The organism is Blautia pseudococcoides, assembly GCF_001689125.2.
In the GTDB taxonomy this organism is placed as follows: domain Bacteria; phylum Bacillota; class Clostridia; order Lachnospirales; family Lachnospiraceae; genus Blautia; species Blautia pseudococcoides.
The window spans coordinates 1,966,027-1,984,355 of sequence record NZ_CP015405.2 but is presented as its reverse complement, the minus strand read 5'-3'; the positions used below and the strand labels follow the sequence as shown (position 1 = coordinate 1,984,355).

The following is an 18,329-nucleotide window of genomic DNA, read 5'->3' as shown; positions in this document are numbered from 1 at the left end:
CCAGCCGGTTTGCCTGCGTATGAGGAGAACAGATATCACCGTATGCGGAGCATGGGTACTGACAAACGGCGAAAGGAGGTAGCATGAACACAGAACAGGTAAATCGAATGAGTACAGGCAGAGGATTTATTGCAGCACTGGATCAGAGCGGCGGCAGCACACCCAAAGCGCTGAAGCTTTATGGCATTTCCGAGGACAGCTATCACGGGGATGATGAGATGTTTGACTTGGTACACGCTATGCGGACAAGAATCATGACCAGTCCGGCATTTACTTCAGAGCACATCCTGGCTGCAATTTTGTTTGAGAAAACTATGGAGCGGGAAGTGGAAGGAAAGCTGACTGCAGATTATCTGTGGGAAGAGAAACATATCCTGCCGATTCTGAAGGTAGATAAAGGACTTGCGCCGGCAGAGAGCGGTGTGCAGCTTATGAAACTAATTCCCGGACTGGATGAATTACTGGAACGGGCAAAGAAACGTCATATATTCGGGACCAAGATGCGTTCTGTGATCAAGGAAGCCAATGAGGCGGGAATCCGTGCTGTTGTAAAGCAGCAGTTTGAACTGGGAGTTCAGATCGCAAAAGCCGGTCTGGTTCCCATCCTGGAACCGGAGATTGACATTTTCAGTGTAGATAAAGCGGAATCAGAAAGAATCATGAAAGGATATCTGAAAGAGCATCTGGAAAAACTGGATGACAGTATCCGGATCATGTTCAAGCTTTCCATTCCGGATGTGGATGGGTTTTATTCCGAGATTATGGAGGATGCTCATGTGGTGCGCGTGGTGGCTCTCTCCGGGGGATACAGCAGAGAGGAGGCAAATGAGAAATTAGCCCGTAATCCCGGCCTGATTGCCAGTTTCTCCAGGGCACTTACCCAGGGGCTGCATGTGAACCAGACAGAGGAAACGTTTAATGAGATGCTGAAGGAGTCCATTGATTCCATTTATAGGGCTTCCATTGCCTGAATATAATCATGTGACAGTATTTCCTGCAATTGCAGGGTATATTCTATGATGGGGTGCTGCGTAGTTTGCAGCACCTTTTATAGTGAGCGGTATAGTAAGCCGGGGGCAGTGGCAGTTCATCCCTGGGGACTATGGAAGCGGTGGAAAAAATGCCCTATACTGTGAGGGTACGATCTCAGACGTGAAAGGAAACTCTGTTACCATAAAAGGCAGTGACGGAACTGTCTATATAGAAGGAACCGGGAACTGTAACACCTATTAGTATCGAGTTTAGGGATGGCTGGTTCCTGTTCAGAAAATCTGTGACAGAACAGGCCATGACATTTCGGATAGAGGCGTCGGACAAAGAGGCATTGGGGAGGATAAAAGAGGTGGTGGAGAAGGCAGTACCGGAAATAAAAAAGGCTCAGACAGAATAGGCCAAGAGAGGGAAAAAAGAAAATGGAGACTGGAGTCAGTGGAGATACTCTCCGCTATAACAGTCTCCATTTTGGCATCCTTACATTTTCGCAAGAACCCCAGCCCCCATCACAATTTCAGGGCACCCATCCACCTCATTTTCAGGCATACATAAAAAGATACTTTTCCGCCCCAGAAAGGGCTGCAGATTTCCCCGGGTCCTTTTCTCATCCAATATAACGGCATCCTTACCCAGCAGGCAGATAACCAGTTTGGATCTGGCATGAAACCGTTTCAGGGTATCGGTCAGGGCATCCAGAGATTTTTTTCCGGGCAGGGTTTCATAATCCTCCAGTCCTCTGCCAAGCTGTAGCATAGGGAGGGGGACCGGCTGGTTTGTGAGTACGCTGTCTGCCTTCCAGTGCAGCAGGTTCAGCCGGACATTCTGGAAGACCTGGCTGTGGGAGCGGAGTAAAGCGGCTGTCTCTTTTGTCACAGATACGGCAGTTTCTTTTGGAAGCGCGTGATCCACCGCAAATGTCATCTCCAGAATACCACCCGTATAATTATGCGGAACATGAAGGACACGTTCCACGGCATTTTTCATATTTTTTCGGAATATCAGATCCATTTTCAAGGAACCTCCCATGCAGTTTTCTGTTCTTTGGTCCGGCAGTTGGGAATTTATCCGGACACTCCTTATTATACTACATTTTTCGTGGTCTTCAAGTGGCCTTTAACGGACACACGCTAGCAAGAATAAAAGGATTGCGGTTTTGCATCCCTTCCTTTATAATTAAAATAATCGTTACACACAGAAAGGTATGATGGCTGTCATGAAGAGCTGGAGAGAAGAAGGATATGAAATCTTTCTTTGGGGAGAGGAGACAAAAGAACCGGTTCCAGTGATCTGGTGTCATATTTTTTCCCGGGAGGAAGGGGAAAAAATATGGTGCCGGATCACAGAACCCTGCATTTTTGCCTGTGTATCAGGGAGAGACTGGAACCGTGATTTTTCTCCCTGGAAGGCGGAGAAGATTTATGGGAAGAGTACGGATTTTTCAGGCGGTGCGGGGGAGTATATGCAGTATTTTGAACATGTAATTCTCCCGGAAGCAGAACATGCCCTTTCTTTTGAAGTAAAAGACAGAGGCATGGTGGGGTATTCCATGGCCGGCTTATTTGCCGTATATGCCATGTATCATTCGGAAAAGTTTGGCAGAATCGGAAGTATTTCCGGATCCCTCTGGTTTGATGGCTGGGCGGATTACGCATTGAGCCACACCATGAAAGCGGAAAAGCCGGTCATATATGTATCTCTTGGCAGCCGGGAGCATAAGGTGCGTAATGCGCGTATGGCTTCTGTGAAAAAGAATACAGAACTTCTGGCTGCCCATTGGAAAAAAGCATGTCCGGTTATCCTTGAGAGCAATCCGGGCGGGCATTTTGATGACCCGGAGGGGCGTGTGGCAAGAGGGGTTTCCCGGCTTTTGACATCTAATAAAGCGCTGTACTAGTTCCATGAGACTGCCGGGCAATGGAAGGCTCCAATACAGAAATACATAAGACAGAGAGGTTTTACACATGGAGAGAGAAGTTCTTGCAGAGGACTTAAAAAAATTATATAAAGCAGGAGATATGGTAAAAGCTGACTGCGGAGGCTGCCAGGGCTGTTCCGCATGCTGTCAGGGCATGGGGGATTCCATTAAGCTGGACCCGCTTGATGTATACAGGCTGGAAACGAACCTGGGCCTTACCTTTGAGGAACTGATGAACCGCCATATAGAGCTGCATATAACAGAGGGAAGTATTCTGCCAAATCTGAGGATGCAGGGAACAAAAGAGCGCTGTATCTTTTTGAATGAGGAGGGGAGATGCGTTGTCCATGGGTTCCGCCCGGGGCTTTGCCGCCTTTTTCCTCTGGGAAGGTATTATGAGGAGGGAGAGTTTTCCTATTACCTTCAGAGTCAGGAATGTCCAAAGAAAAATAAGACCAAAATCAAGGTGGGAAAATGGCTGGATATACCGGACTTAAAAAAATACGAGGAGTTCGCCGCAAAATGGCACTTTCTGTTGAAAGATATCCGGAATCTTCTGGAAGAAAAGCAGGATGAGCAGCTTACAAAAGAGCTGAACATGTATGTCCTGAATCTTTTCTATACAAATCCGTATGAAAGCGGAGCGGATTTTTATATACAGTTTGAGGAGCGTCTGGAGCAGATGAGAAAATTGTTGTCAGTGCTGCGGCAGAATGCATGAGACTTCTGGAGCCTGGCTGCTGCCGGGCTTTTTCCTTTCCGTGCAGGAATGGTTTAAGACAGGAGGAACCGCGCTGACTGATGACGTAAGATTATCCGGGGAGGGATGGCAATATGAATGATGAACTGCAAAAGTGGATACCTACAGATGAGGTGGAAGGATTTCAGGTCTGTCCGGGCCTGTATGGCAACTATGGTGCCACGGTCTTCCAGACAGCCGTCAATTTTACAGTGCATTCCAAAGGGGCTGAATTCTGTGAGCTGCTTCTGTTTCACAGGACCCAGGAGGAACCTTATGCGGTCCTTAGATTTCCGGAACACTTTAAAATCGGGGATGTTTATTCTATGATGGTATTTGGCCTGGATATCGGGGAGTTCGAGTATGCTTACCGGCTGGGGGGAGTCTGGGACAGGGAAAAAGGGCTGTTGTTTGATGCAAACCATATTCTTCTTGATCCCTATGCGAAGGCGGTGACCGGCCAGAGTGTATGGGGCAAAAAGGTAAATGAAAACGGCTATCGCGCCAGAGTGGTGAGAAATGATTTTTTCTGGGGCCGGGAAAGGCGTCCCCATGTGCCTATGGATGAGCTGATCATCTATGAAATGCATGTCCGGGGCTTTACGAAAATGGCAGAAGATGTGGAACATCCCGGAACTTTTGCGGGGATTAAAGAGAAAATTCCCTATCTGAAAGATTTGGGCGTCAATGCTGTGGAGCTTATGCCTATCTTTGAGTTCGACGAACTGCGGGAGCGGAGAATGGTGGATAACAAACAGGTTATCAATTACTGGGGGTATAATACAGTGGCATTCTTTGCGCCAAATACCAGTTATGCAGCCACTAAGGAATATAACAGGGAAGGGCTGGAGCTGAAAGAGCTGGTGCATGCGCTGCATGAAAACGGAATGGAAGTCATTTTAGATGTGGTGTTTAACCATACCGCGGAGGGAAATGAGAACGGTCCGTTTATTTCTTTTAAAGGGTTTGACAATAACATTTACTATCTTCTGACCCCGGATGGCCACTATTACAATTTCAGCGGATGCGGCAACACCCTGAACTGCAACCATCCCGTAGTGAGAAGAATGATCCAGGAATGTCTCAGGTATTGGGTGGCGGAATATCATATTGATGGTTTCCGGTTTGATCTGGCATCTATTCTGGGCAGAAATGAGGATGGTTCTCCCATGGATAAACCGCCTCTTGTGGAGGCGCTGGCCTATGATTCCCTTTTAAGCAGCACAAGGCTTATTGCAGAGGCGTGGGATGCCGGGGGATTGTACCAGGTGGGACAGTTCCCTGCCTTCCGCCGCTGGTCAGAGTGGAACGGAAAGTACAGGGATGACCTGCGGGAGTATTTAAAGGGCGGTCTGTGGGCAGCCCAGGCGGCAGCCATGCGTATAGCAGGCTCCACGGATATTTATAACCCCCGGATACGCGGCAAAAATGCCTCCGTCAACTTTCTGACTTGTCATGACGGTTTTACCCTTTATGACCTGTACTCCTATAATTGGAAGCACAATGAGGCGAACGGATGGGAGAACCGGGACGGTTCAGATGACAACAGAAGCTGGAACTGCGGTGCAGAGGGGGAGACGGAGGACCCACAGGTCATTGCTCTGAGAATGCGTCTGATAAAAAATGCCTGCGCGGTACTTATGTGCAGCAGGGGTACCCCCATGTTTTATGCAGGGGATGAATTCTGTAATACCCAGTATGGAAACAATAATGCCTACTGCCAGGACAATGAAATATCCTGGATAGACTGGAACAGGCTGGAGACACACAGGGATGTATATGAATTTTTCCGGTTTATGATCCATTTCAGAAAAGAGCATAAGAGTATCAGCGGTAATCTGGGCAGTAACCGGTTCGGCCTTCCGGAGATCAGTTTCCACGGGGAACATCCGTGGGTGAAGGGCTTTGGAAAGGAATCCAGGGTTACGGCTGTCATGTTCGCGGGTTATGATGAGAAAAAGGGGAAGGATGATATTGTCTATCTCCTGATCAATGTTTATTGGGAGCCGGTTACAATCAGCCTGCCTGAGCTTCCAAAGCCACTGTTCTGGCATGTATCTGTGAATACAGGGGAGGCAGGCGCAGAATGGAAAAAACAGCCGGTCCGTCTGGATGGTGGCAGTGTGCTTGCAGGCCCCAGGAGTGTACTGGTGCTGACCGGATGTGAGTTCTGTACCTTGTAAAGAGAAGGAGACACAAGATGAGATATATAAAACCCCACTACTATGATGCGTTTGTCTGTTTGGCAGGCAGTCGTCCGGCTACCTGCTGTGCGGGATGGCAGATTGTCATTGATGAGGAGTCCTTAGACAGATACGGGAATGTAAAGGGGGATTTTGGCGGCAGGCTGCATCTGACTGTGCCTATGGATATGAGAGCAGCAGACGCGGGGCGTGGGAGCGCATGGGAGATTTCTGCGGAGCCGTATATGATGATGCAGTCTATTCCAAAATGGCGCTGGCTGTATTTTCCACGGAATGGATACAAGAGTTTGTCATGCTGAGATGGCTGAAAAAGAGGAAAAAGCTGGAATATCGGGATGTGACGGAGATTGCTTATCGTTATGCCAGGGAAGTGGAGCATTCCGATTTGAATCTGGAAGTGCTGGAGCGATGGCTGGAGAAAAATAAAACTTGAATCTCCCCTGGGTTTACTTTATGATGAAGTAAGACCAAGAGGAGACAGAACAAATTATGAAATTTTACCTTGCACCAATGGAGGGGATCACAGGGTACATTTACCGAAATGCCCTGCGTTCCTGTTATGATAATATAGACAGATATTTTACACCGTTTATCATGCCAAACCAGAACCGCTGTTTTAATTCCAGGGAGTTAAAGGATGTCCTTCCTGCCAATAACCGGGGAATGGATACGATACCCCAGATTCTCACCAACAACGCAGAAGATTTTGTGAAAACAGCGCTTGAACTTCAGAAAATGGGGTATAAAGAAGTCAACCTGAATCTGGGATGCCCGTCCCGGACCGTTGTAACGAAAATGAGAGGCGCGGGATTTTTGGCGGAACAGCAGCTTCTTGAAAAATTTCTTGATATGATTTTTGACAGGCTGGATATGAAAATTTCGGTAAAGACCAGAATCGGTATGGAGGATGCAAAGGAGTTTTACGAACTGATAGAGATTTACAACAAATATCCTATGGAGGAACTGATCATCCATCCGAGACTGCAGACGGATTATTATAAAAACAAACCGAATCTGGATGTTTTTGCAGATGCCTTGTCCCTGAGCAGGAATAAGATCTGTTACAATGGAGACCTTTTCACCCGGAAGGATTATGAGGCCTTTACTGCCGGGTTTCCCCAGGTGGAGGCTGTGATGCTGGGCAGAGGGGTCCTGACAGACCCGGATCTTGTGGGACATATTACCAGGGGGACACTGCCGGATCAACAGCGGTTTAAAGGATTTCATGATTTACTCTGTTCAGAGTATGAGAAAGTCATGTCAGGGGACAGAAATGTACTTTTTAAGATGAAAGAACTCTGGTTTTACATGATACATATGTTTCCGGACAGTGAAAAATACGCAAAGAAAATAAAAAAAGCCCAGCATCTGAGGGAATACAGAGCAGCGGTAGATGCCCTGCTTCGTGACAGAACCATGCAGATGCCCGGCGGAAGTGAGGGATGACCATGAAACTGAGACTGCAGGAAGCGGTACAGGAAAACGAGTATTATTTCAAAGGGTTTGTCAGCATGGCGGATTTGGCGGTGCTGTTTGCAGAGTATCCTTTTGAGGAGGATACATTGGAAAAGGCAGCCATACACAGGCGCAGTATGGAGCGGGGCGTAACCCCGTTTTCCGTGACACTCCGGGCTATGCCGGATACCGGCTGGTCGGCAGAGGGAGAAGACCTGATCTTTAATGATACCTGGTGGGAGATCAGGGATGGAAAAAGCCGGGTGGCTGCTGTCAGCAAAATGGCAGAGAAAAACCTGGCTGATCACGAGGCGGAGGTCAAGATATTCCTGCTTACAAAGAAAAAAATGGAAAACATGGAGCAGAACCGCATCTGACAGAGGAAAAGACAAAAGAAAAATATGGAATACTAGTTGTACAAGGAAATATGAGCGGAGGAAAGAGTATGGTACATGTATGACGAAGAAAAGAAAACATACACGGGCAGAGTTGACGCTGTGGGTGTTTGTCGTATTGACAGTTTTTCTTGCAGCGGCAGTCATTAATTATAATCAAAAGACAAACCGCCGGGTCAGTGAAGAGATTCACGGGACTCTGGAAAGTTATGCACAGCAGCAGGCAGAGCACGTGGGAACTGTGCTTGCCGGTCAGTTCAATTCCCTGAATGCCTTTGCAAGTTATCTGGGGCAGGAGGGAATGGAGAATACGGAAACTTTTCTGAGTGCAGCCAATGCTATCAGGAGGACCCAGGAATTTGACCGCATCACCATGGCTGATGTGAATGGAAATGGGATGACAAATGATGGGATACAAAGAAATATTCAAGACCTGACAGAGTTTCAGGAGGCTGTAAAAGGGGAGCAGACAATCTCAGAGCCATTTCTCTCCAGTATGGAGGACGGGTATCTTTGTGTCCTTCTGGCGGTTCCCATAAACAATCCCCAGCAAGAGATCATAGGTGTACTCTGCGGGTCTTATACGGCGGAACAGTTCGGAGCCTTGTTTCTGCATGATAATTTTAAACGGAATGATGCCTGTGTGCTTATCAATGGGCAGGGAGATGTCATTGTGGCGTCCCAAGAGGAACGGATCGTTGTGGGGGATAAGAGCCTGGAGAACGTATTTGAGAAAACACAGAAGGAATCCTTTCTGGACGGCCACTCTGTGGAGGATATGCAGCAGGCGGTTCTGAATGGCGAGAAACTGGTATCCCTCATACAGGATGGATCACAGGAATATTATGTGACGCAGACACCGTTTGGGTATAATGGATGGACACTTTTGTCTGCCATAAAGCGAAGCGAGGTGGATTCCGCCTATGCTTTTGTCAGAAGCTATGCCGTAAAGCTTAATATGGCTTTTGCCGTATATTTCCTGTTTTGTTTTCTGTTGATGTTTTATCTCTTCCGGTCAGAGAGAAGTTCTTTGAGGGCACAGACCCAAAAGCTTATGGAAGAAAAGGAGAAGCTGGAGGTTTCGGAGGAGAGATTCCGGCTTTTGGCAAGGGATTCGGATGTACTGGTATTTGAGCTTAATTACCTGGAACATACATTGGAATTCAATGAAAACTTTGAAAAGATACTGGGGATAAAACCAGACTACCAGTCCTTTTTAGACGGAAAATGGGTGTATCCTGAGGATGTCAGTGCATTTTCCAGGATACTGCCCCAGTCCAGTAGCAGAAAAGGGGTTATGACCCGGAATATCCGTTTCTGCAACCTGGATGGTGTTTATATCTGGTTTTCTGTTCTCACCAGTATCTTTGCGGATGACAGGGGAAGAGTTGTCCGCATTCTGGGGAAAATGATGAATATTGACGAGAGTATGAGGGAAAAAGAGGCTCTCAGGCTGCGCGCCCAGACAGATTCCATGACAGGGCTTTATAATAAAATGGCCACAGAGGAACTTGTCACCCATGCGCTCAGAAAATATAAGGACAGTGTCTGCGCACTTCTCATTGTGGATATGGATAACTTAAAACGAATCAATGACACGCTGGGACATACCCAGGGGGACAGGGCAATTGTGGGATTTGCGGATGCCCTGCAACGGACCTTCCGGTCTTCCGACATTGTGGGCAGGATTGGCGGGGATGAATTTATGGTGTTTCTTATCAATGTGCAGAGCAGTCAGCAGCTTACGCTTATTTTAGATGCCATTGTAAAGAAATGGGACTTCCTTTACACGGGGGAGAAAGATGACTACCCGGTACACGGCAGCATAGGTGCTGCCCTGACAAACAGCAGTGAGAATTTCCAGGAGCTGTACCGTAAGGCGGATATGGCCCTTTATAAGGCAAAGCGGGGTGGAAAGGACGGGTATGCTGTCTATTCTCCCGAAATGGAAGAGAAATGAATACAGGCGCCGCGGATATTTGCATCCGTGGCGCCTGTGCGTTTGCCGGGGGCTATATTTTTCTGCTGTCAAAGTAAATAAAATGGTCCACAGCATTCAGGATATCCCGGAAATCGTCCCTGGGAGCCAGGTCAATATAGCGTTTCAGCAATTCCTGTTCCCCCGCTTTATAAGGCCCATAGAAAATGTCGAACAGATTGTGGCCCCGCATGTATATTTTGAATTCTTCCATGTGGTTTTTAAGATCCTCCTCAGTCTGTATTTCAAATCCGAGTATCTCTGTGAGATGACGCCCGCTCTTGATCTTATAGAGATATGCCTTCCATTTTTCCAGAAGGATCCTGTAAAAATCCTCTTCATTTTTTAGGACTCCGATCTGAACCATGACGGCGGGATTGAGAAAATAGTTTTCAAAAGAATAGTATTTGAGGATCAGCACATTTTTCGGCATGACTCTGGGAAGACGGTCCACGTCCTCTAAGCTTCTGGCCTCATAATAGCGGCAGAGCTGGGAGGCCAGTTCGGTCCTGTCCTTACCGTCCCCGTCCCGGATCATCAAAAACTGGTCACGGAGGTAAATTTGGTTCATATATTTCAGATTGGCATAGGTCTTGATATTGGTGCAGCTGTTGGTGGTGATGATGGCAATTCTGGAAAGGCTGCCGTCCGAAGCAGTGATCTCTGAATAGTATTTCCGCAGAAGCAGGGGAAGACGGCTCTTATCCTGCTTGCCTTCCACAATGAAGACAAAGCTCACGTTCATAAGGTCACTGGCATTGAAGCCCAGATCATCTAAAATCCGGTTCATATCTGTCCGTTCCCGCAGTATGGTGTAGTATTGTTCATCCAAAACCACCTGCCGTATCTGGTGGCTGCTGAAATTAAAGATCATATCCGGAGAATGGGTGGAGAACAGAATCTGATTCTTTTTGGACAGGCGGTACAGGATTTCCCCCGCCTTTTTCTGCAGCTCAGGATGGAGGAAGGTCTCAGGGTCTTTGACCAGGATCACACTGGGAATCCGGTTGCTGTCCTGGGTGTAGGCTTCCAGCAGGGAGAGCATGTAAATGCTGCGCATACCTTCCCCCATATGCTCCACCAGAGTGGCAGTGCTGCGCTTCGTGTTGTAGGCCTCTGCCGTGACGGAACACATTTCGTCAATGTTGCAGCGCATGGTATAGCGGATCTCGTCGAAGCCACCGTTCCGGTGAAAGCAGGTGTTTACCCGCCTGGCAAAATCCGTCAGGTTCATCCGGCAGAGCTTATATTCCAAAAGCTTTGCAGTCTCAAAGGCAGTCAGATCTTCCGGGCGTTTCTGGTTGATCAGGCCGATGCACTGGAAACAGCGGCTGCAGTGCTTGCCGCTCTCGAACAGACATACATCCAGACGCATCCTTTTTAACTGTTCATCCTCCTCAAAGGCCAGTAAATCCTTTTGGAGTGCTTCCAGGCGCCTGTCAGTTCCGATGTAATAAATCTGGGGAAGTACCTGCCGGATATATTTGTTGTGCTTTTCATGACCGTCACTCAAACGCTCCTGCCCAAGTACATTGATGGTGTAAGTGAAAGTCAGATTTCCATTCTGGTAGGAGGGGAGCTTTCTGCAGAAATCCTCGTACCAGGCAGTATACCTGCGGTAGACGCTCACACGCCCATGATGGTGGAGCATCTGCAGGTCTTCCCTGGAGATGGACAGAGACATGGAGATCTCCACTCTTTGTTTTTTCTCGTTGAAATCCCTTTCCCGGACTTGGTAAGAACCGTTCACTGCCCGTATGGCGTCCAGAACAGAGGTTTTTCCCGTATTGTTTTTCCCCACCAGGATCAGGGCATTTTCAATGTCCCGGATTTCCATATCCCGTATGTATTTAAAATTTTTGATATGAAGGCTGTTAATGTGCATAAAATATCCCCTTTTGTCAGGACGGCTTTCAGGTCCTGTATTGATATATTTTCATTCTATCACGGTAAGGAAAGTTCTGAAAGTGGTTTTGAACAGTTACTTCTGAATTAGGGGGTAAACAGCAGGGATTTGTCTTTACGCGGTCCGGGCACTCTGCTAGAATGAGAAGAAGACAGACGTGATAGGACAGTAAAAATGATACAGGGATGAGAAATATGGAAAAGATATGGAAAAAAAGAGCGGAAAGAGATGGTATTCTATCGGACTTTCTGCTTCATGATATGGGACTTACCAGGCGGCAGGTAAAGCAGGCTAAATTCAGAGACGGCGGAATCTGCGTGAACGGTGCCAGAGTCAGGATCACCCACAGGCTGGGCGCTGGAGACAGGGTGGAGGTAAAACTGGAGGAGGAGCTGACAGCCTCTATGCAACTTGTACCAAGGAAGGGCGAACTGGATATTTTGTATGAGGATGAGGACCTGCTTTTTGTGAATAAACCGGCAGATCTGGTGGTGCATCCTTCCCACGGGCATTACACGGATTCCCTGTCCAATATGCTGGCCTTTTACTTTCAGGAGGCAGGAGCGCATGTGAAGATCAGAAGTGTGGGGCGGCTGGACAAGGACACCTCAGGTATTGTGGTATTTGCCAAGAACCAGACAGCAGCGGGAAGACTGGCCAGACAGAAACAAGAGGGAACGTTTAAAAAGGAATATCTGGCCCTTGTGGAGGGCATTCCTGAAAAAGAGGAGGGGATCATCACAGAAAAGATAGGTAAAAGGGAGGGGGAACTCATGCGGATGTGTGTGACTTCCCATGGAAAGGCGGCTTTCACCAAATTTCAGGTCCTGGAGAAAATGCAGGACTATGCCCTGGTCAGCCTTGCACTTGCCACAGGGCGGACACATCAGATCCGGGTGCACATGGCATGGATGGGCCATCCCCTTTTGGGTGACAGTCTGTACGGAGGCCATTCAGAACACATAAAGAGGGCTGCCCTGCACGCTTCCTGCGTATCTCTTATCCAGCCCTTTACTGGAAAAGAGATACAGGTGCGTGCAGAACTCCCGGAGGATATGCAGAGGTGCCTTGGAACAGGGCGGAGGGAGACGAGATGAGTGTTACTGTCGAGGATTTGCTGAAGCTGCCTTCTCTTTTGGGAGCCGGTGTGGCGGCGGGAAAATCGGGGCCGATCCTCACAGTGGCCTGCGGGCCTACCAACTCTGTCCGGGGTGCCGGCTATCTGAGCAAGAGCCAGAAGTGTGGGATACCGCATGATATGGTTCCAAGAGAAGAGGCCCTGGCCGGGGCCAGGAAGGAAGCCATAGCTATGGCGGTGGAGGCAGGCGCCATAGAGGAGACTGCGGAGATCATTGATATGGAGGATGTTCCGCTTGCCTGCTATCCGGGAAACACGTAATGTCATTTCAGTTGTTGTGAATAGTCTTTTATGATTCGTATAAAACTGCGCAGCACCGGATTATTCTGGAGGGTTTTGTAATAAAGCCCAAAGGAGGCCGGTGCTGCGTTTTTTACGGGAATATAACACAGCTCATCACTGCGCATAAGGGGCATATCCGGTAAAATAGTAAAGCCAAGGCAGGCCTTCACAAAGGTCAGTGCGCATTCTATGTTCTCACTGAAGAGTATCCGGGAGGGAGGGCGCGTGCTGATGAGCCTGCCCTGCATTTCTGTGATTACGGGGGAGGATTTGTGGGGGTCGCACAGAACCAGGCGGCCCTGGTGCAGTTCTTCCAAAGTGACAGCGCTTTTTTCTGCCAGAGCATGGCAGCGGGCCGCCACACAGACAACCGGTGCCCTGGTCAGCTCCACATAAGTGCCTGTTTTTTTCTTTTCTTTTTCATCACCGAATCCCAGCATCACATCCAGGGTTTCCTCCTGCAGAAGGTTTCGCAGGGCCTGAAAGGGAACCATCTTGATCTCAGGGTGCACCTGAGGATAGTCTTTTGCAAGCTGCTGCAGTACCTCCGGGAGCAGGGTCAGCTCAAAGGGGCTGTGGCATCCGATGACAAAAGGCTGTATCTGATCTTCAAAGTGCCCGGCAAGCCTGTTTTTTGCCTGGGCTGTCTTTGCCAGGATGTCCTTGGCGTATCCCCAAAAGACCCAGCCGGGGGCGGTCAGTTCCACTGTTCGGGTGGTGCGCCGGAACAGTTTTACGTCCAGCTCTGCTTCCAGGGAATTGATTTGATGGGTAACGGCAGGCTGTGTAATGTGAAGCTGTTCGGCAGCTCTGGCAAAATTCAAATTCTCGGCGACCGCCATATAACATTCCAATTGAACGGTATTCATAAATGCTCCTTTCTGCACACTGTTTCTACATATAATAAAAATAGAATAAGGATATTAATTAATATTCTTTATTAATGATAACATTTTTCTAATTCACATTCAAGGTAAATTGGTGTAAAACTAGTTTGTAAGGAAACAGTCTGTAATCGAACTTGTGTGACGGTTCAGTACCCTCAGTTACAGGCAGAAACCATGCAGATCGCCCTGGGTGATGGGATGGCTGCGGAATACTTTTTTATGGTCAGCGCAGCGAATGTGCAGACCTGCTGAATAGTCACAAACTTGTTTCGGATAAGGAGAAAAATATGCAGAAGGAAAAGGATGAAAATGTGATGCGTCTGCTGAAAAAGCTGAATCTGGCTATGGAGTCCATCGGCAATGCCATGATGGTAAAGCACGGGATGTCTGCTTCCCAGTGTAATGTTCTGGGATATCTGACAGACCATGAGGAACAGGATATTTGTGCCAGGGACCTTCATATATCCCTGGGCTTGTCAAAGGCAAATGTGTCATCTCTCCTGAAAAAACTGAAGAATGGAGGATACATAAGCTTTGCCTCTGATTCATTGGATGAGAGGCTGAAGCATATCCATCTTACAGAGAAGGCGGATGAGTTAAAGGGTGAGATAGAACAGGGATTCAGAGACCTGGAAGGCTGTATGTATCAGGGATTTACCGAGGGGGAAAAGCTTCTTCTCACAGAACTGCTGGGAAGAATGATAAAAAATTTAAAGCAACAAGGAACAGGAGGCTTACAACATGATTAAGACATTACTCTCGCAGGTGAAGCAATATAAGAAGGCTTCCCTGCTGACACCGCTTTATGCCGCCCTTGAGGTGGTGATGGAGGTTTTGATCCCATTTATCACAGCGGCTATTATTGATGAGGGGATTGAGGCTGGCAATATAGGAAAGGTGTACCAGTACGGTGCCGTTATGCTGGTATTTGCCATGCTCAGCCTGCTTTTAGGAGTTCTGGCTGGCCGTTATGCGGCAAGCGCATCCTCAGGTCTGGCCTGTAATCTGAGGGAAGCTATGTACGACAATATACAGACCTTTTCTTTTTCCAATATTGACAAATACAGTACCGCAGGTCTGGTGACCCGTATGACAACAGATGTCACCAATGTACAGAATGCGTATCAGATGATTTTAAGGATTGCGGTCCGCGCGCCGTTTACCTTGATCTGCAGTATGTTCATGTGTTTTCTTATTAACGCCAGGCTGAGCCTGATTTTTGTGGCTGCCATTGTGGTCCTGGCCGTGGTTCTGATCTTTGTCATGAGCAGGACTACGAAGATCTTTGATGTTGTGTTCAAAAAATACGATGAGCTGAATGCCAGTGTCCAGGAAAATGTATCCGCCATCCGGGTAGTCAAAGCCTATGTACGGGAAGATTACGAGAATGAGAAATTTACAAAAGCAGCAGGAAACCTGTACCGCCTCTTTGTAAAAGCGGAGAAGCTGCTCTCCCTGAATGGCCCTGTGATGATGTTTGTTATTTACTTCTGCGTCATTGCGCTTTCCTGGTTCGGAGCAAAGTTTATTGTTGTGGGGGATTTGACAACAGGTGAGCTGACTTCCATGTTCAGCTATATTATGGGAATCCTCATGTCTCTGATGATGCTCTCCATGATTTTTGTCATGGTTACCATGAGCGCGGCAAGCGGAAGACGTATTGCTGAGGTTCTGAATGATGAGGCGGATCTGGTCAATCCCAAGAATCCGGATAAGGTCATACCGGATGGCAGGATTGATTTTAACCATGTGAATTTTTCTTACAAACACGGCAGCGGAAAGGCCACTCTGACAGATATTGACCTGCATATCAGAGCAGGAGAGACAATAGGGGTCATCGGGGGGACCGGATGCGGAAAATCAAGTCTAGTGAGTCTCATAAGCCGTCTGTATGATGTGACGGAAGGTTCTGTGGCCGTAGGCGGCAAAGATGTGAGAAGTTATGATATGGAGGAACTGAGAAATCAGGTTGCTGTGGTGCTTCAGAAAAATGTCCTCTTTTCAGGGACTATACTGGATAACCTGAGATGGGGAAATGAGAAGGCTGCCAAAGAGGAGTGTGTGGAGGCATGCCGTCAGGCCTGCGCAGATGAATTTATCGAACAGTTCCCTGACAAATATGAGACCTATATTGAACAGGGAGGAACCAATGTGTCCGGAGGGCAGAAGCAGAGGCTGTGTATTGCAAGGGCGCTGCTTAAGAAACCTAAGGTACTGATTCTGGATGATTCCACCAGTGCCGTGGATACTGCAACGGACGCGAAGATCAGAAGCGCCTTCACAAAGGCCATCCCGGGAACCACCAAGCTGATCATTGCGCAGAGGATTTCCAGTGTGCAGGATGCAGACAGAATCCTGGTTCTGGATGAGGGCAGGGTGAACGGTTTTGACACGCACGAAAATTTGCTTGCCACCAATAAGATTTACAAAGAAATTTATGACACCCAGATCAAGGGCGGCGGTGATTTTGACCAGACCGGAAATAAGACAGGAGGTGCAGCATAATGGCAGAAAATGTAAAAGCTGTAAAAGGCCCGGGCATGAATACCCATGGCCCCAGACCAAAAGTAGACAATGCGGGAAAGGTTCTGAAACGGACACTGGGATACATGATGAAAAATTACAAAGGGCTTTTCGCTGTGGTAGTGGTCTGTATTGTGGCTACAGCGCTGGCTACCTTGTGCGGAACCCTGTTTATGCAGAAATTGATCGACGATTATATTATTCCTATGACGAAAATGTCAGATCCCGATTTCGGGCCTCTTAAAAAGGCACTGCTTACACTTGTTGGGATTTATGCAATAGGTGTATTGTGCGCGTTTGCCTACAACAGGATCATGGTATACATCAGCCAGGGGACTCTCAGGTACCTGCGCGTGGATCTGTTTACACATATGGAATCCCTGCCGATCAAGTTTTTTGACACACACGCCCACGGGGATATTATGTCTGTTTACACCAATGACGTGGATACGCTCCGCCAGTTGATCAGCCAGAGTATTCCACAGGTGGTAAATTCGGCAGTGACCATTGTTATCACGTTTGTCAGCATGATCGTCCTGGATGTTCCGCTGACACTTATGACGCTGGTGATGATAGGTATCATGATGGCGGTCACCAAGAGATTAAGCGCCAAGTCAGGCAGATATTTTGGAGAACAGCAGAAAAACCTGGGCCAGGTAAACGGTTATATAGAGGAAATGATGGAAGGACAGAAGGTAGTAAAAGTGTTCTGTCATGAAGAGAAGAGTGTGGAGGACTTCAGGAAACTGAATGAGAAGCTTCGCGACAGTGCCGATAAGGCCAATACCTTTGCCAATATCATGATGCCTGTGAACGGCAATCTGGGCAATATCAGCTACGTGCTTTGTGCTGTGCTGGGAGCGGTTCTGGCTTTGAAGGGATTGGGAGGCCTGACGCTTGGAACCCTGGTGTCCTTCCTGACACTGAATAAGAACTTTACCCAGCCTGTTACTCAGATCAGCCAGCAGATGAACAGCATTGTTATGGCTATGGCAGGTGCGGACCGTGTCTTCAAGTTTCTGGACGCTGAGCCTGAAGTGGACAATGGTTATGTAGAGCTGGTCAATGCAAAAGAACAGCCGGACGGGAGCCTTGTGGAAAGCGAAGCCAGGACAGGAATGTGGGCTTGGAGGCATCCCCATAAAGCCGATGGAACCGTCACATATCAAAGGCTGGAGGGGGATGTTACCTTCCATGATGTGGACTTTGGATATAATGACGCCAAGATCGTGCTCCATAATATAAAACTATTTGCCACACCCGGACAGAAAATAGCGTTTGTGGGAAGCACCGGTGCGGGCAAGACCACGATCACCAATCTGATCAACCGTTTCTATGATATCCAGGATGGAAAGATCAGATATGACAATATCAATATCAATAAGATCAGAAAATCAGACCTGCGGCGCTCTCTGGGTATGGTGCTTCAGGATACGCATCTGTTCACCGGAACCGTTATGGAAAATATCCGTTACGGCCGGCTGAACGCTGACGATGAAGAGTGCAGAGCAGCCGCAAAGCTGGCAAATGCAGACGGATTTATCCGCCGTCTCCCGGACGGGTATGATACCATGCTTACCGGGGACGGCTCCAACTTAAGCCAAGGACAGAGGCAGCTTCTGGCTATTGCAAGAGCCGCGGTGGCTGACCCTCCGGTGCTGATCCTGGATGAGGCTACCTCCTCCATTGATACCAGGACAGAAACCCTGGTGCAGCAGGGCATGGACCGACTGATGAAGGGAAGGACGACTTTTGTCATTGCCCACCGGCTTTCAACGGTGCGGAATTCTGACTGTATTATGGTTCTGGAGCAGGGAAGGATTATCGAGAGAGGAACCCATGACCAGCTCATGGAGGAGAAAGGCAAGTATTACCAGTTGTATACAGGAAACTTTGCCGAGGAAACTGCATAGG

General features: G+C 48.1%; 18 protein-coding genes. 15 read left to right on the top strand and 3 right to left on the bottom strand.

Annotation, left to right across the window (positions count from 1 at the left end; genetic code table 11):
• The first annotated feature begins 83 nt into the window (after positions 1 to 83).
• Positions 84 to 971, top strand: coding sequence for a fructose bisphosphate aldolase (locus tag A4V09_RS09410; protein ID WP_065542115.1), 888 nt, complete (start codon positions 84 to 86; stop codon positions 969 to 971).
• Between the two features lie 82 nt (positions 972 to 1,053).
• Positions 1,054 to 1,233: a hypothetical protein gene (locus A4V09_RS09405; protein ID WP_065542114.1), complete on the top strand. Its 180-nt coding sequence runs from the start codon at positions 1,054 to 1,056 to the stop codon at positions 1,231 to 1,233.
• Between the two features lie 237 nt (positions 1,234 to 1,470).
• Here the strand turns inward: A4V09_RS09405 and A4V09_RS09400 are convergent, their stop codons facing one another.
• The gene (locus A4V09_RS09400) at positions 1,471 to 2,001 is read right to left on the bottom strand and encodes a hypothetical protein (RefSeq protein WP_065542113.1); all 531 of its coding nucleotides are present in this window, start codon (positions 1,999 to 2,001) and stop codon (positions 1,471 to 1,473) included.
• Between the two features lie 205 nt (positions 2,002 to 2,206).
• On the opposite strand from A4V09_RS09400, the gene A4V09_RS09395 reads away from it, so the two are divergent.
• The 8 genes from A4V09_RS09395 to A4V09_RS09370 all read left to right on the top strand — a co-directional run bounded on the left by A4V09_RS09395 (position 2,207) and on the right by A4V09_RS09370 (position 9,661).
• The gene (locus A4V09_RS09395) at positions 2,207 to 2,887 is read left to right on the top strand and encodes an alpha/beta hydrolase-fold protein (protein ID WP_157766932.1); all 681 of its coding nucleotides are present in this window, start codon (positions 2,207 to 2,209) and stop codon (positions 2,885 to 2,887) included.
• A gap of 67 nt (positions 2,888 to 2,954) precedes the next feature.
• Entirely contained in the window at positions 2,955 to 3,629 is a 675-nt protein-coding gene (locus tag A4V09_RS09390; protein ID WP_065542111.1) for a YkgJ family cysteine cluster protein, read from the top strand.
• Positions 3,630 to 3,742: 113 nt separating this feature from the next.
• Positions 3,743 to 5,830, top strand: a complete 2,088-nt coding sequence (gene glgX, locus A4V09_RS09385; RefSeq protein ID WP_065542110.1) for a glycogen debranching protein GlgX — start codon at positions 3,743 to 3,745, stop codon at positions 5,828 to 5,830.
• Positions 5,831 to 5,847: 17 nt separating this feature from the next.
• Entirely contained in the window at positions 5,848 to 6,150 is a 303-nt protein-coding gene (locus tag A4V09_RS09380) for a hypothetical protein (RefSeq protein ID WP_065542109.1), read from the top strand.
• Complete coding sequence (locus A4V09_RS27050; RefSeq protein WP_508297284.1) at positions 6,051 to 6,284, top strand: hypothetical protein; 234 nt, start codon at positions 6,051 to 6,053, stop codon at positions 6,282 to 6,284. Before A4V09_RS09380 ends, A4V09_RS27050 begins: the two co-directional genes overlap by 100 nt.
• Before the next feature lie 56 nt (positions 6,285 to 6,340).
• On the top strand, positions 6,341 to 7,297 hold the full coding sequence (locus tag A4V09_RS09375; protein ID WP_065542108.1) for a tRNA dihydrouridine synthase: 957 nt from the start codon (positions 6,341 to 6,343) through the stop codon (positions 7,295 to 7,297).
• A 2-nt stretch (positions 7,298 to 7,299) separates the two neighbouring features.
• Complete coding sequence (locus tag A4V09_RS24885; RefSeq protein WP_162291109.1) at positions 7,300 to 7,683, top strand: hypothetical protein; 384 nt, start codon at positions 7,300 to 7,302, stop codon at positions 7,681 to 7,683.
• Between the two features lie 79 nt (positions 7,684 to 7,762).
• Positions 7,763 to 9,661, top strand: a complete 1,899-nt coding sequence (locus A4V09_RS09370; protein WP_065542106.1) for a sensor domain-containing diguanylate cyclase — start codon at positions 7,763 to 7,765, stop codon at positions 9,659 to 9,661.
• A 52-nt stretch (positions 9,662 to 9,713) separates the two neighbouring features.
• Here A4V09_RS09370 and A4V09_RS09365 read toward each other — a convergent pair whose 3' ends face one another.
• Positions 9,714 to 11,564, bottom strand: a complete 1,851-nt coding sequence (locus tag A4V09_RS09365; protein WP_065542105.1) for an ATP-dependent nuclease — start codon at positions 11,562 to 11,564, stop codon at positions 9,714 to 9,716.
• A gap of 215 nt (positions 11,565 to 11,779) precedes the next feature.
• Between A4V09_RS09365 and A4V09_RS09360 the strand changes: the two genes are divergently transcribed.
• On the top strand, positions 11,780 to 12,682 hold the full coding sequence (locus A4V09_RS09360; RefSeq protein WP_162291108.1) for an RluA family pseudouridine synthase: 903 nt from the start codon (positions 11,780 to 11,782) through the stop codon (positions 12,680 to 12,682).
• Entirely contained in the window at positions 12,679 to 12,984 is a 306-nt protein-coding gene (locus tag A4V09_RS24880; protein WP_065542103.1) for a hypothetical protein, read from the top strand. Before A4V09_RS09360 ends, A4V09_RS24880 begins: the two co-directional genes overlap by 4 nt.
• A 2-nt stretch (positions 12,985 to 12,986) precedes the next feature.
• Here the strand turns inward: A4V09_RS24880 and A4V09_RS09350 are convergent, their stop codons facing one another.
• A complete protein-coding gene (locus A4V09_RS09350; protein ID WP_065542102.1) occupies positions 12,987 to 13,874 on the bottom strand; it encodes a LysR family transcriptional regulator in 888 nt (295 codons plus the stop codon).
• A 305-nt stretch (positions 13,875 to 14,179) separates the two neighbouring features.
• Here A4V09_RS09350 and A4V09_RS09345 point away from each other — a divergent pair, with 305 nt between their 5' ends.
• Genes A4V09_RS09345 through A4V09_RS09335 form a run of 3 tightly spaced genes read left to right on the top strand, consistent with a single transcriptional unit; the run spans position 14,180 to position 18,328 of the window.
• Positions 14,180 to 14,641 (top strand): MarR family winged helix-turn-helix transcriptional regulator, encoded by a 462-nt coding sequence (locus A4V09_RS09345; protein WP_065542101.1) that lies wholly within the window; start codon positions 14,180 to 14,182, stop codon positions 14,639 to 14,641.
• On the top strand, positions 14,634 to 16,397 hold the full coding sequence (locus A4V09_RS09340; protein ID WP_065542100.1) for an ABC transporter ATP-binding protein: 1,764 nt from the start codon (positions 14,634 to 14,636) through the stop codon (positions 16,395 to 16,397). The genes A4V09_RS09345 and A4V09_RS09340 overlap by 8 nt, the downstream gene beginning before the upstream one ends.
• A complete protein-coding gene (locus tag A4V09_RS09335) occupies positions 16,397 to 18,328 on the top strand; it encodes an ABC transporter ATP-binding protein (RefSeq protein ID WP_065542099.1) in 1,932 nt (643 codons plus the stop codon). The genes A4V09_RS09340 and A4V09_RS09335 overlap by 1 nt, the downstream gene beginning before the upstream one ends.
• Position 18,329: the final 1 nt, after the last annotated feature.

Coding starts and splice junctions, on each gene's coding strand:
- A4V09_RS09350 (WP_065542102.1), bottom strand. CDS start 13,874: ATGAATACCGTTCAATTGGAATGTTATATGGCGGTCGCCGAGAATTTG.
- A4V09_RS09380 (WP_065542109.1), top strand. CDS start 5,848: ATGAGATATATAAAACCCCACTACTATGATGCGTTTGTCTGTTTGGCA.
- A4V09_RS09400 (WP_065542113.1), bottom strand. CDS start 2,001: ATGGATCTGATATTCCGAAAAAATATGAAAAATGCCGTGGAACGTGTC.
- A4V09_RS09365 (WP_065542105.1), bottom strand. CDS start 11,564: ATGCACATTAACAGCCTTCATATCAAAAATTTTAAATACATACGGGAT.
- A4V09_RS24880 (WP_065542103.1), top strand. CDS start 12,679: ATGAGTGTTACTGTCGAGGATTTGCTGAAGCTGCCTTCTCTTTTGGGA.
- A4V09_RS09390 (WP_065542111.1), top strand. CDS start 2,955: ATGGAGAGAGAAGTTCTTGCAGAGGACTTAAAAAAATTATATAAAGCA.
- glgX (WP_065542110.1), top strand. CDS start 3,743: ATGAATGATGAACTGCAAAAGTGGATACCTACAGATGAGGTGGAAGGA.
- A4V09_RS09360 (WP_162291108.1), top strand. CDS start 11,780: ATGGAAAAGATATGGAAAAAAAGAGCGGAAAGAGATGGTATTCTATCG.
- A4V09_RS09345 (WP_065542101.1), top strand. CDS start 14,180: ATGCAGAAGGAAAAGGATGAAAATGTGATGCGTCTGCTGAAAAAGCTG.
- A4V09_RS09395 (WP_157766932.1), top strand. CDS start 2,207: ATGAAGAGCTGGAGAGAAGAAGGATATGAAATCTTTCTTTGGGGAGAG.
- A4V09_RS27050 (WP_508297284.1), top strand. CDS start 6,051: ATGGGAGATTTCTGCGGAGCCGTATATGATGATGCAGTCTATTCCAAA.
- A4V09_RS24885 (WP_162291109.1), top strand. CDS start 7,300: ATGAAACTGAGACTGCAGGAAGCGGTACAGGAAAACGAGTATTATTTC.
- A4V09_RS09375 (WP_065542108.1), top strand. CDS start 6,341: ATGAAATTTTACCTTGCACCAATGGAGGGGATCACAGGGTACATTTAC.
- A4V09_RS09335 (WP_065542099.1), top strand. CDS start 16,397: ATGGCAGAAAATGTAAAAGCTGTAAAAGGCCCGGGCATGAATACCCAT.
- A4V09_RS09410 (WP_065542115.1), top strand. CDS start 84: ATGAACACAGAACAGGTAAATCGAATGAGTACAGGCAGAGGATTTATT.
- A4V09_RS09340 (WP_065542100.1), top strand. CDS start 14,634: ATGATTAAGACATTACTCTCGCAGGTGAAGCAATATAAGAAGGCTTCC.
- A4V09_RS09370 (WP_065542106.1), top strand. CDS start 7,763: ATGACGAAGAAAAGAAAACATACACGGGCAGAGTTGACGCTGTGGGTG.